Below are 13,034 nucleotides of genomic sequence, written 5' to 3'. Positions count from 1 at the left end.
TCCCTGGCCCCTCGAGGGCCCTGAAGAGCCGTTCAAGACCAGGACGTTGATAGGTCGGGTGTGGAAGCGCTGCGAGGCGTTGAGCTAACCGATACTAATTGCTCGTGTGGCTTGACTATATAACACCCAAGCCAACTGCGGATAACGCAGGAAATCGCTACGCAATCTTGTCCCTTCCCAGTGATCAACCTTTTTGCCTGACGACCATAGCGGTCCGGAACCACCTGATCCCATCCCGAACTCAGAAGTGAAACGGACCTGCGCCGATGGTAGTGTGGCATGGCCCATGCGAGAGTAGGTCATCGTCAGGCTCCTAATACAAAACCCCAGCACGGCAACGTGCTGGGGTTTTTTTTATTGGCCTCACAAAAGGGACCTACGGGGTGCGCACAGCGGTGCTGTCAGGCAGGACGAGCACCGCTCGGCCAGCGAAGCGCGCCCCCACCGTCTCGGTGGGGGCCGGGTCATCGTCCGCAGCGCTCCGCGCTGCCGGCCCCGGACCTCTCGCTCCCTCGATAACCACGGGCCCGAAGGGCCGAACGCCGACAGGCGTGAGCACAGTAGGTCATCGCCACACCGGATAGGGCGCAAAGGCCCCGAATACCAAACAGGCACCGACGCGCGAGCCCAACCTCCCGGTGGGGCAGGGAATCGCCCGCAGTGTAAGACGCTACCCGATCCCCAACCGCTACCACCTATTCGCTCTCCCCCCTCAACCCCGCCAAATCCGTCACAATCTCCTGAATCAACACAAACTGCTCGTTCATATTGGCCACCACCTGTTGCAGCTCGGCCATCTGCAGGGCGTAGAACAGCAGGATCACGGCAAAGGCGATGGCGCTGAATAGCCATAACAATCTCAGGCGTCGAAAGCGTCGATCGTTGGCTTCGTCTTTCTGGACGCGGTGAGTGGCCTGGCCGGTGCGCAGCTGTCGCAGCTCCTCGTGGAGTTCCTCGTAGGCAATCTCAAGCGTGGCAAGACGGCCGGTGAGGCGTCGTCCGGACACCGGGTCTGCGGTGTCTCTGGCATGCTCGATGGCTTCGTGCAGCAACGGTGCTTCGGCTTCCTGGCCGGCAAGTATGGAGTCGATCATTCCCATCAGGGCCTTGCGATCCACCTGCTTGCTGATAACACCGGCCGCGCCGCGTGCCTTGGCCTCTTCGACGTACTTTTCGGCATTCTGGGAGGTGTACATAAAGACTGGAATGTCGGCCGTCTCCGGGTCGGCCTTGAGACGGGCGAGTGCTTCGAACCCATTCAGCCCCGGCAACAAATGGTCCAGGAATATCAGATCGAAGACGTCATCCTGAAGTATCCGGAAACCTTCCTCGGCAGAGGCGGCTCCCTGGGTATCCAGGTCGGCCTTCTCAAGCAGTCGGGCGAGGATGATTCGGGCCGTGGAGGAATCGTCGATAATCAGCGCTTGGCCGCGAGACATAGAGATCTCCTTCGAGTCTATTCGCTCCGACCACGGCTGGGCCCCTGATGGACCCGAGAACTGGAGTTTTAAAAACGTTATCCGCTCTTCCGGTAGGACGCAAGCAGGCGCCAACTCAGGGCAGCAGGATCTCGAAAACGCCTCCGCCCAGGGGACCTCCGTTGCTCAGTTGAATATAGCCGTAGCGATCCCCGTTGCGGTGAAGGCGCGCGATCTCTCTGGCGAAAAAAAGCCCCAGGCGGGTATGGCCCTGCTGGAAATCAATGCTGGTGGGGATCTGGCGAGTGGTGTCGAGCATGGCATCGGGATAGCCGGCACCGTCGTCGGCCACCTGGATGACCAGCATGTTTTCCCGCTGGAACGCGCTGATGCGGATGCGCTTGCGGGTATAGCGTATGGCGTTGTTGACCGTGTCGTTGATCACGCCAGCCAGCAGGTCCGCATCGAAATAGCCGCTGAGGGGGCCGACGGCGATGTCTGGCGTAATACAGTGCCCGTCGAGCAGTGGTTTATGGCGAGCCATCTGGGCTTCGATAAAGTCGGGCAGATAATGCTCCTCCAGCCGGGCGGAGAGCGAGTCCTGATCCAGTCGGTAGAGACCTAGCAGTTGCACCAGGTCGCCATGTACCCGCTCGGCTTCATAACGCAGAGTGTTCATGCGGGATTCAGCGGTCTGGTCCGGGAGTTCGCGGCGCAGCTCGTCGAGGGAATGCAGCAGCATTCCCAGCGAGTTTTTCATGTCATGTACGGCGGAAGCCATAATCATGGAAAACTCGACGGGGTGCTCGTTCCCGGCCCGAGGTGGGACTTCGGGCTTTACGCTCTGTGTCATGGCAGGGACTCCACCTTGCTTTTGAGAGCCTGAAAACGGCGTTGCTGGGGATGGTTCTCCGGCAGGTCGGCCACCCTCTCCAGACAGCGACGGCATTCGGTCACCCGGGCGGCGTCCGGCGTCGAGTCCATTGCCTTCAGGTGAACCTGAATCAGATTAAGGTTCAGTGCGATGTGATCGGGAACCAGCTCCAGGGCCTCGCGGAAGGCTTCTGCGGCTTTCCGGAGCTGCCCTGACTCGAACGCTCGAATGCCTTGCCGGGTCAGCCTGCGGGCTTTCAGGCGTTTGCGGAAACTGACGGGCTCGTCGAGCAGCGCATCGATCTCAGCCTGGACCTGCGCATCCCCCTCGTAACGTCTGGAGAGGGCATACAGTCGAGTCTTGGCCTCCTGCTTGCGATCCAGCGTAAACAGGGTGCGTGCCAGCTCCAGTTCGCAATCAACGCTGCCCGAGACTTCGGTGCCGACGACTTCGGAGATGATGGCATCTGCCTCTGCCTGGCGATTCTGTCCCCAGTGTACCCGGGCCTCAAGCCAGCGACCGGTTGCCTGGGCGTCCTCGGCGTCGGGAAAGCGTTTGGTGATGAGCTTGAGGGTCTTGATCGCTTCAGTGGCATGGCTCCGGCCCGAATCACTATCGTCGTCTTCGGCCAGATCACTGAGTGATCGAGCGAGCCCCAGGTAATGGTCCGGATGATCATGAATGCTGTGAGCGCCCAGTTCGACGGTGCGGCGCCAGGCACTGCTCGCGTTTTCAGGGTCCTGGTTCTGGGCCGCCAGTCTGGCCAGTTGCTTCTGACGCAGGATGGCGTTGGGTGAAAGCTCCGCTGCTCGCGCAAGAACCTTCTGGGCGGCGCCCGGTTTACCGCCCAGTTTCAGCGCCTGGGCTAGCTGGTCGTAGGCCTCAATAAGATCGGGCTGCTTTTCCAGCAGGGACTGCAGCGTGTCGATGGCTTCGGGATAGCGCTGCTCGGCGATCAGGATTCGGCCCAGCCCCAACTGGGCCCAGGCGATGTCCCGGGATTGCAGCACGTCCTCATAAATCCGTCGCGCATGGCTGTAGTCGCCGACCTGGTAATACAGGTCGGACAGGGTTTTCAGGATCCAGGTGCGGTAGCGCGGCTGTTCCGGCAGCAACCGCGTACACAGTGAAATGGCCTTGGGATAGTTCTCAAGGTCGATTTCCCGGTTGATGGGTTTCAGGGCCGCGCGCTGCTGCAGCAAGGCGCCCAGACGCTGGTTCAATGCCGCCTGGTTGATGGGCTTGGTGAGGTAGCCATCGGGCTGGTATTCACGAGCACCCATGACCATTTCCCGGGAGGTTTCGGCGGTCACCATGATGAACAGCGACGTGCGCCGCAGCAGCTTGCGGTGGCGCAACTCCTCGAGCACGTGCTGGCCGTTCTTGCCAGCCCCCAGATTGTAGTCGCACAGGACGACGTCGAACGCCTCGTAGGTGCAGGCCTGAACCGCAGCCGGGCCGTCGGAGCAGGCATCGATATGGCCCACGCCCATGCTGCGGAGCATCTGCCGCATGGATAGCCGGAAGTTCTCGAAGTCGTCGACCACCAGAACGCGTAGCCGCGAGTAGTCGATGACACTGGCTGTGTTCGAATCGGAGCGGGCAACCATGTCATTGTCCCTGGACGGCTTTCTTCAGCTGTTTGTTGACCATGGCGCGCAGAGCGGCCGGTTTTACCGGTTTGTAGAGCACCTGGTAGCCGAGCTCAAGAGCCCGATTGCGTACCTCCTCGGCCATGTAACCGGTGATCAGGATTCCGGGAATCTCATCGTTGATCTCATCGCGCAGGCTGTTCATGGCATCCAGGCCGTTTCTGTCGTCGTCGAGTTGGTAATCCGCCAGGATGATATCCGGTTCGTGGCCGTTGAGGGCCTCCCGGGCTTCCTCGAGGCTGCGTGCCGGCGTGACGCGGCAGCCCCAGTTGTTGAGCAGGGCGATCATGCCGTCCAGTATATTCTCATCATTGTCGATGCACAGGACCTGCAGATCCTTGAGGTTGGACAGTCCACGGCTCGAGGACCGGGCGCCCGGTTTGGGCTGCGTCTCTTCGACCGGCGCATCGACGCGCGGTACGGTGATACTGAACATGCTGCCGCGGCCCTGCTTTGAGCGCACGTTGACAGGGTGCTCCAGCATGGTACTGATGCGGTCGACGATCGCCAGGCCCAGGCCCAGACCTTTCTGGTCGCTGGCCTGCTGCAGTCGGCGGAACTCCTCGAAAATCTGCTTGAGTTTGTCCGCGGGAATGCCCGGACCGGTATCCCAGACTTCGATGCGCACATGATCCTTGAGTCGGCGGCACCCGAGCAGGATGCGGCCCTGAGGCGTGTAGCGAATGGCGTTGGACAGGAAGTTCTGCACCACTCGCCGCAGCAGTTGGGGGTCGGAATACACCCAGGCGGAGCAGGGCACCATCTCCAGCGCCAGCGACTGCTCCTGGGCAATGGCCGAGAATTCCGCTGACAGGTGCCGCAGCATATCGCTGAGCGCGAAGCTCGACCGTTTCGGTTCCAGGGCGCCGGCGTCCAGCTTGGAGATGTCGAGCAGGGTGCTGATGATCTCCTCAGCCGCCTCCAGCGAGCTGTCGATGTGGTCGACCAGATCTTTCAGCTCGGTGCCCGACGCCTTGCCAGCCAGGGCGGAGGTGAAAAGCCGGGCGGCATTCAGCGGTTGCAGCAGATCATGGCTGGCCGACGCGAGGAAGCGAGTCTTGCTGACGTTGGCCTGCTCGGCGACTGACTTGGCGTTGAGCAACTGCTCGTTCAGCACCTGCAGTTCCTGGGTGCGCTCCTTGACCCGTTGCTCAAGGTAGATGTTGGTCTCTTTCAGGGCCTGTTCGGTTCGCCGCATGGGCGTGATGTCCTGAAACGTCGTGACGTAGCCGCCGCCGGGAATCGGGCTGCCTTCGATCTGCAGGATCGTGCCGTCGGGCCGGTGCTGCTCGTCGCCAAACGCCAGTCCTTCGCGCATGCAGTGCAGACGGTATTCCACCAGCTCATCGACCTTGCGGGCAGGCAGGTTGGTGACCATGTTGTAGCGGATCAGGTCGGCGAACGGACGTCCGGCGCGAACGAAGCCGCGCGGATAGTTGAACATCTCCAGGTAGCGCTGGTTCCAGACCACCAGTTGCTGCTGATGATTGACCACGGCCACACCCAGGCTGATGTTCTCGATGGCCGATTGCAGCAGTTCGCGGCTGAAGGTCATCGCTTGGGAGGCTTCGTCGACAATGCTGACCACGTCTTCGATCTGCATGTCGCGCCCGGTCAGCGTGGATTCCAGCACCACCCGTGCCGTGGACGCCCCGATCACCGATGCAAGCTGGCGCTCCACGTACTTCATCAGATGGGTGCTGGCCGGGCGCTGGGGCGACAGGCGGGTGGCGTTGCGTCGCTCATAATTGCGGAACAGGGTAAAGGCCCGTTCTTCGCCCATGAAGCGATCGGCGACGGCCTGGAGGTCGGAGGTCAGGATCTCGCCTTCCCAGACCTGTTGCTGCGGGCTGTCGGCCTTGGGCTCGGGATCATGGAAGAAGGACGCAATCTGGATCTTTTCACGAACCCGTTGGCGGGTGAACAGCGACAGCACGACATAGAGCAGGGTGTTGCAGCCGAGACTCCAGATAATGCCATGGCTGATCTGGTCCAGTTCCAGTCCGAACAGCGCCGTGGGCCGCGTCCAGCCCATGCCCATGAAACCACTGTCGATCAGTGAGTCGCCCAGCCAGCCGGTGGAGGCCAGCGTGGGGATCAGCAGGGTGTAGGTCCACAGCAGGAAACCCACCGCAAGGCCCCATACCGCACCGGTATGGTTGCCACGCCGCCACAGGATGCCGCCCACCAGCGCCGGGCCAAACTGGGCGGCGGCGGCGAAGGACAGCAGTCCGAATGCGGTCAGGCTGTAGTCGGCGCCCGCCAGGCGGTAGAAGCCATAGGCGGTCAGCAGGACCACGAAGATGGCCACCCGCCGGATGGCCAGCAGCAGATAACTCAGATCGCCCCGGCGGCTCATTCGCGGGTGAAAGAACTTGAGCAGGGCGGGCATGATGATCTCGTTGCTGACCATGGTGGCAATGGCCACGGCGCAGACGATCACCATCGCCGCGGCCGCGGAGCCGCCCCCCAGGAACGCGAGTACCGCCAGCCACTGCTCTCCGGCCAGTATGGGCAGGCTCAGGATCATCACGTCCGGGTTGGTGCTGGAGGCGGTGGGCGAGAGCAGCCCGGCCGCCGCGATGGGCACCACGAACGCGCTGGCGATGACCAGGTAGGCCGGCATGGCCCAGCGTGCGGTATCCAGATCACGATGATCGGTATTCTCCACCACCATGACGTGGAACTGTCGTGGCAGGCAGATGATGGCCAGCATGGCCACGAGAGTCTGGGTCGCGAAGGCAATGGGCTGGATGCCGTCCGTGGTGAGCTGTCCCACGAGGTCGGCGTCCCGGATACGTCCGAACAGGTCGCCGAAGCCGTCATAAAGGCCGTAGCCGACAAACAGGCCTACCGCTACGAACGCCACCAGTTTGATCACCGACTCGAACGCCACCGCCTGGATCATGCCCCGGTGGTGCTCCGTGGACTCCAGGTGCCGCGTGCCGAAAAGCACGGTGAACGCGGCCAGCGCCAGCGTGATGTACCAGGCCGAGTCGTTCCAGATGCCTTCAGTCAGCGATGGTCGATACAGTCCATCCGGCTCCGACAGCACGTTGAAGCCCATGGCGATGGCTTTTAGCTGCAGCGCAATGTAGGGCACGCTGCCCACCAGTGCGAAGACTGAGATCAGCGCCGCCAAGGATTGGGACTTGCCGTAGCGTGAGGCGATAAAGTCGGCGATCGATGTGCTGTTGCTGCGTTTACTGATGTAGATGATGCGTCGCAGCAGGGTGGAACCGAACAGGAAGATCAGCAGCGGGCCGAGGTAGATCGGCAGGAAGGCCAGACCTTCCTGGCTGGCCCGGCCAACGGCGCCGTAGAAGGTCCATGAGGTGAAGTAGACCGCCAGTGACAGGGCATAGATGTGGGTGCGCGCAAACCGGCGCCGATAGAGTCCGGAATGGCGGTCTCCCGCCCAGGCAATAAAGAACAGCAGGGAGATATAGCAGAATGAAATGAGGACGAGTAACCAGCCACTCAGCATAGACGGACTTCGCTGTGGAATTCGGGGGAAAAATGGATCGTGATCGGAGCTTCGGCGTCAGCTGCAGGCCGCCCCGAGAAGGCGGTCGTCGTCGCTCAGCTCCATCAGGGACTGGGTTTCCGCCTTGCCTTCGTCATTGACCGGAACCAGCTCCTGCGACGCGCAGTTGAGCAGATACACCTGCTCGGTTACCGCATCAGTATAGGACTTTTCGAACTGGTACAGGTAAAAGGTCACCACGTCGGGGTTCTGATCCGTGCGAACGATACTGTTTGTATCGAGAACGGTAAACCGGACCACTTGTGGCACCACCAGGCTCCAGGGGCGCCAGATCGCACTTTCCGACTGTTTGTTGACCACCACAGCGCTGTCCGGCAGTTGCGCGCTTTTGTGATCGAACCAGGTGTACTCGCCGTGAGCCAGGAACCCCAGCATGCCCGCTCCGGCGAACACCGGCACCAGCCAGCGCGGTGCGCGATTGCGGGTGGCCGCGCGGATACCGTAGGCCAGGCCGGCGGCTCCCAGGCCTGCAAAGATGGTTGCGACAAAATTCCAGAACATCGGTATTCCTTAAATAAAACGGGCTTCCCCCGCAAGGGAAGCCCGTTCGTTAGCGTCATGCAGCACGCTGCATTGAACTACATTTCGTCTTAATGGTCGACTGCGTCGCCGGCACCGCGGGGGTAACGCACGCTTTCGACCAGTTCCTGGATCTCGACCGGCGGCTCCTCGGTTGCCGAGGATACGGAGAACGCCACCACAAAGTTGATGACGGCACCCACCGCACCGATGGACAGCGGCGAAATGCCCAGGACCCAATTCTCCGGCGTATCCGCCAGGTTGTTGGTGCCCGGGATGAACAGCCAGCCCTTGTAGACGAAGATGTAGACCAGGGTGAAGGCCAGACCGGTCAGCATGCCGGCGATGGCGCCCTTGTTGTTCACCCGCTTGGAGAAGATCCCCATCATCAGGGCGGGGAACAGCGACGCCGCGGCAATACCGAAGGCCAGCGCCACCACCTGGGCTGCAAACCCGGGCGGATTGGCCCCCAGGTACGTGGCCACGACGATGGCCACGGACATGGATATCCGCGCGGCCAGCAGCTCGCCTTTCTCCGAAATGTTCGGGTTAAACGCACCCTTGATGAGGTCGTGACTGACCGCCGAGGAGATCGCCAGCAGCAGCCCCGCCGCCGTCGACAGGGCGGCTGCTAGACCACCCGCGGCAATCAGGCCGATGACCCAGCCGGGCAGGTTGGCGATCTCCGGGTTGGCCAGCACCAGGATGTCCCGGTTGACCTCCAGCTCGTTACCCTGCCATCCGCGGGCCTGGGCCTCGCTCTGGAAAGCCGGCACGTCATTGTAGAGTTGGATACGGCCGTCGTTGTTCTTGTCCGTGTACTGGATCAGCCCGGTGACTTCCCACTCCTTCACCCAGTTGGGACGATCGTCGTACTGGATGGGCTCGGAAGACGGGCCTTCCGGATAGATGGTGTTCATCAGGTTCAGGCGCGCCATGGAAGCAACGGCCGGTGCGGTCAGGTAGAGCAGGGCGATAAACACCAGGGCCCAGCCTGCGGACCAGCGCGCATCAGCCACCTTCGGTACCGTGAAGAAGCGGATGATGACGTGTGGCAGGCCGGCGGTACCGATCATCAGCGACAGGGTGAACAGCACCATGTTGAGCTTGTTGTCCACATCCGCCGTGTACTCATTGAAGCCCAGGTCGGTGATGACCTGGTTGAGTTTCTCCAGGATCGGCATGCCGGAGGCGCTGTGATCGGAGAACAGGCCCAGGGCCGGGATCGGATTGCCGGTCAGTTCCAGCGAGATGAAGATCGCAGGAATGGTGTAGGCGATGATCAGCACGCAGTACTGCGCGACCTGAGTGTAGGTGATGCCTTTCATACCGCCCAATACGGCGTAGACGAAGACAACCACCGCGGCAATGATCAGACCCATGGTGGCGTCTACTTCCAGGAAGCGGGAGAAGGCCACACCGGCACCGGCCATCTGGCCGATAACGTAGGTGACCGACGCCACGATCAGGCAGACCACCGCCACCATGCGGGCGTTCTTGCTGTAGAAGCGGTCACCGATGAACTCGGGCACCGTGAACTTGCCGAACTTGCGCAGGTAGGGCGCCAGCAGCATGGCCAGCAACACGTAACCGCCGGTCCAGCCCATGAGGAACGTGGAGTTGGCGTAACCACCGGCGGCAATCAGGCCCGCCATGGAAATGAAGGATGCCGCGGACATCCAGTCGGCGCCGATCGCCGCACCGTTGGTGATCGGATGGACACCGCCACCGGCCACGTAGAAGTCCTTGGTGCTGCCGGCTTTCGCCCAGATGGCGATGGCAATGTAGAGGGCAAAGGAGCCCCCGACGAACAATAGGTTAATCGCAAACTGGCTCATCGGTCTTACTCCTCATGCAGGCCGAATTTTCGGTCGAGCGCGTTCATTCTCCAGGCATAGAAAAAGATCAGGACAATGAACGTGATGATCGAGCCTTGCTGGGCGAACCAGAATCCGAGGTCAGTACCGCCGACACTGATGCCGGCCAGGAGGGGGCGGAAGAGCATTCCGCAGCCGTAGGACACGAAGGCCCAGACGACCAGGCATCCGACAATGAGCCGGAGGTTTGCCTTCCAGTATTTCACTGCGTTTTCGGGGTTGTGCGACATTGCAGCTCTCCAATGTTGTTTTTATTGAACAAGTTGAATTGGTAGGCCTTTTTTTGGAATGGAACGTTATAATTAATTTTCTTCCATTTTTCCCAATATCAGACTCTACCCCTGCCCGGGCTGATAGATATTGGCAAAAAGTCTAAGAACGCAATCATTAGTTCTTAAAACTCTTTTCAACGGTGGGTTTTGCTCGGCCCGACGTGCGCCGGATAGCAAAATTCAATGGGATTTCATGGACTTCAGCCGACGTCCGACACGCAGCTTATGTTCCAGTTGCCCGAGCGATTCGATGCCCTGGCGACGGGCGTAGTGCAGGGCAATGAGAGCCAGTTCCGCGGTGGCCATGGCATCGGCGGCGGCGTGGTGGCGTTCGCTGACCTCCAGCGCGAAATGGTCGACCCAGTCGTCGAGCCGCGCCTTGTCGGGCAGGGCGCCGGGAAAGAGAGCGGGCAGGATTTCCGCCACGTCGAGCCAGGTGTGACTGGCGCCGTAGCCGAGCTGGGTTTTCAGGGTCCGCTCCAGGAAGCGCCGGTCGAAGTCGGCGTGGAAGGCGAGCACGGGATCGCCGTCCATCCACAGCAGCAGGCGCAGCAGGGCTTCCTCGGTCTCGTGGCCGCGGGTCAGCGCCTCCGGGCCGATGCCGTGGATCAGCACCGTTTCCCGTATATCGAGTTCCGGGCGCCGCAGGACGAGATCGAACTGATCACGCAGGGGAATGCTGAGTCTGTCGATGGCCACCGCGCCGATGGCAATGACCTGGTCCTTTCCCGTGTTGAGTCCCGTGGTTTCCAGGTCCAGTACGATCAGTCGCTGCTCCTCGAACGGCGTGTCACCGGCACGCTTGGCCGTCGGCAGGTGCGCGGGGTCCAGCTTCCCGGCGTCCTTCTTTAGCGCAACTTGGCTGAACCAGTGTTTCAGGCGATCGAACATGGGCATCTACAGCTGATAGGTGACTTCCAGCTTTTGCTGGAGCCGTTGGGCCTGGCGGAAGGATTCGCGCAGAATGCGCCGGTCCAACGGGTTCAGGTCGTCGGGGTTGATGTAGTTGTTGAGCGCCAGGCCCTGGCGCGCCTGCTCCTGATGGGCCCGCATGCGGATGGCCTGGATCAGTCCGTAGGCTTCCTTCCAGGCGTTGGCGTCCTTGCGGTCGAACACACCCTGACGGGCGAGTAGCTCCATGCGCTCCACCGTGTTGGCCTCGGTGATGCCGTTGGCCAGCGCGAAGACCCGCACCGATTCCACGAATGGCGCCAGCCCCTGGCGCTTCAGGTCCAGGGTGTTCTTTTCGCCGTCGCTGGCGTAGCGGAAGCCGCGAAAAATGGTCAGCGGCGGGCGGCGGGTGACTGCATTGCCGGCCAGCATTTTCTGGAACAGGTCGTTCTTGGTGATGCGCTTGACGATCCGTTCCTGCAACTGCTCCAGCGGCTCGCGAGGGCCGAACACCGCGCGCATGTCGAGAAAGATCGAGGAGTACACCAGGTTCTGCGGTGTCGACGCGTCAATGAAGCGGACAAACCAGTCGTCCCATTCGCGGCTGCTCAGGCACAGCTTCGGATTGCTGGCCATGATGTTGCCCTTGCACAGGGTAAAGCCGCATTCGGCCAGCTCCTGGTTGACCGTCTCGGCAAAGGGCAGGAGCCGTTCGCGTACCTCGTCTCCGGTCATGCCGTCGGGTGGGTCGAACAGGATCCCGTTGTCCTGGTCGGTCAGCAGCGTCTGCTCCTGGCGTCCCTCGCTGCCGAACGTCAGCCAGGTAAAAGGTATGCCGGGGTCGTTGCGCTCTATGTTCAGTTCCAGCACCCGTCGTACGGTCACGTCGTTGAGGGTGGTGATGATCTTGACGATCTGCCCGGAATCGGCCCCGTGGGCGAGCATGGTGTCCACCAGGCGGGACACCTGGGCGCGGAGGCTCACCAGCGTGCGCAGGTGAGTGGCGGTGGCGATGGTACGGGCCAGGTGGACCAGATCCACCCGCTGCAGGGAGAACAGGTCTCGCTGGGACACGACGCCGACCAGGGTATCTTCCTCGTCCACCAGGCACAGGTGGGCAAAGTGGTGTTCGGCCATCAGCATGGCGGCCTGGAACGCGTCGGCGACGACCAGCAACCGGTGCGGATCCGGCGTCATCACCTGGCGGATCGGGGTTTCCAGGGTGGCGGTCTGCTCAGCCACCATCGTGCGCAGGTCCCGCAGGGTAAAGATGCCGACGGGCTGGCGGGCGTCGTTGGTCACGACGATGCTGCCCACGTCGTTCTCGTGCATGCGGGCAACCGCCTTGCGCACCGGGCTGTCCGGCGAGCAGACGATGGGGTTACGCAGGGCGTAGCGTTCCAGCGGTGTATCCAGCGAATGGGTCGGGCTGATCGACGCCATGGCGCCGGACTGGATGCGCTGGTTGACCTGGTCCAGCAGGCTGCTGACCCCGCGCAGGCAGAAATCCCGGAACGGATCGCTTTCCGAAAACAGGGTGACGAAGGCATCGTGGTCCAGGCTCAGGCAGAAGGTGTCACCGTGGGCCCGGTGCAGGGTCCGGGTGGGGCGCTCGCCGATAAGCGCCGCCAGAGGGAAGCATTCCCCCTGGCTGATCTCGAAGGTTGTGACGGGCTCGCCGTCCTTGCCATTGCGTTCGCCGCGGATCAGCCCCTGCTTGACCACGTTGAACGTCCGGACCGGCCCTTCGTCGGGAGACAGGACCACATCGTTGTCGGCGAAGAAACGCAGCGAGGCATGTTCGGCGAAGTGCGCCAGATGGGCTTCGTCCATGTTGGCAAACGGCGTGTGCTCGCGCAGGAACGCCATGATCGCGCGGGTGTTCTGGGGGTGCTGGGTTGGCGTCTCGGCTACCATGGGTCGTTTTCCGGGTGGGCCTGGGGCTCCGTTGTCGTTGTGCTGACAGTGTAGATGAAAGCGGTAT

General features: G+C 61.8%; 9 protein-coding genes and 2 rRNA genes. 2 read left to right on the top strand and 9 right to left on the bottom strand.

What is annotated here, in order from left to right; translation table 11 throughout:
• Together DKK67_RS12790 and rrf are read left to right on the top strand one after the other, a co-directional pair.
• Window positions 1-119 (top strand): 23S ribosomal RNA (locus DKK67_RS12790); the annotation flags it as partial.
• Between the two features lie 77 nt (window positions 120-196).
• A 5S ribosomal RNA gene (gene rrf, locus DKK67_RS12785) occupies window positions 197-311 on the top strand.
• A gap of 384 nt (window positions 312-695) precedes the next feature.
• Here rrf and DKK67_RS12780 read toward each other — a convergent pair.
• The 9 genes from DKK67_RS12780 to DKK67_RS12740 form a co-directional block, all read right to left on the bottom strand.
• Window positions 696-1,439 (bottom strand): response regulator, encoded by a 744-nt coding sequence (locus DKK67_RS12780; protein ID WP_111496700.1) that lies wholly within the window; start codon window positions 1,437-1,439, stop codon window positions 696-698.
• Between the two features lie 115 nt (window positions 1,440-1,554).
• Window positions 1,555-2,271, bottom strand: a complete 717-nt coding sequence (locus DKK67_RS12775) for a sensor histidine kinase (protein ID WP_228160593.1) — start codon at window positions 2,269-2,271, stop codon at window positions 1,555-1,557.
• On the bottom strand, window positions 2,268-3,902 hold the full coding sequence (locus DKK67_RS12770) for a tetratricopeptide repeat-containing response regulator (protein ID WP_111496699.1): 1,635 nt from the start codon (window positions 3,900-3,902) through the stop codon (window positions 2,268-2,270). The genes DKK67_RS12775 and DKK67_RS12770 overlap by 4 nt, the downstream gene beginning before the upstream one ends.
• Before the next feature lies 1 nt (window position 3,903).
• A complete protein-coding gene (locus DKK67_RS12765) occupies window positions 3,904-7,431 on the bottom strand; it encodes a hybrid sensor histidine kinase/response regulator (protein WP_111496698.1) in 3,528 nt (1,175 codons plus the stop codon).
• 57 nt (window positions 7,432-7,488) lie between these two features.
• A complete protein-coding gene (locus tag DKK67_RS12760; protein ID WP_111496697.1) occupies window positions 7,489-7,992 on the bottom strand; it encodes a hypothetical protein in 504 nt (167 codons plus the stop codon).
• A gap of 89 nt (window positions 7,993-8,081) precedes the next feature.
• Complete coding sequence (locus tag DKK67_RS12755; protein ID WP_111496696.1) at window positions 8,082-9,848, bottom strand: sodium:solute symporter family protein; 1,767 nt, start codon at window positions 9,846-9,848, stop codon at window positions 8,082-8,084.
• A 5-nt stretch (window positions 9,849-9,853) separates the two neighbouring features.
• Window positions 9,854-10,117, bottom strand: a complete 264-nt coding sequence (locus tag DKK67_RS12750) for a DUF4212 domain-containing protein (RefSeq protein ID WP_111496695.1) — start codon at window positions 10,115-10,117, stop codon at window positions 9,854-9,856.
• 222 nt (window positions 10,118-10,339) lie between these two features.
• Window positions 10,340-11,050, bottom strand: a complete 711-nt coding sequence (locus DKK67_RS12745; RefSeq protein WP_111496891.1) for a 3'-5' exonuclease — start codon at window positions 11,048-11,050, stop codon at window positions 10,340-10,342.
• A 6-nt stretch (window positions 11,051-11,056) separates the two neighbouring features.
• A complete protein-coding gene (locus tag DKK67_RS12740; RefSeq protein ID WP_111496694.1) occupies window positions 11,057-12,967 on the bottom strand; it encodes a putative nucleotidyltransferase substrate binding domain-containing protein in 1,911 nt (636 codons plus the stop codon).
• Between the last annotated feature and the right edge of the window lie 67 nt (window positions 12,968-13,034).

Origin of the sequence: Marinobacter bohaiensis (genome assembly GCF_003258515.1) — a bacterium.
Classification (GTDB): Bacteria; Pseudomonadota; Gammaproteobacteria; order Pseudomonadales; family Oleiphilaceae; genus Marinobacter_A; species Marinobacter_A bohaiensis.
This window is presented reverse-complemented; position numbering and strand designations above follow the sequence as displayed.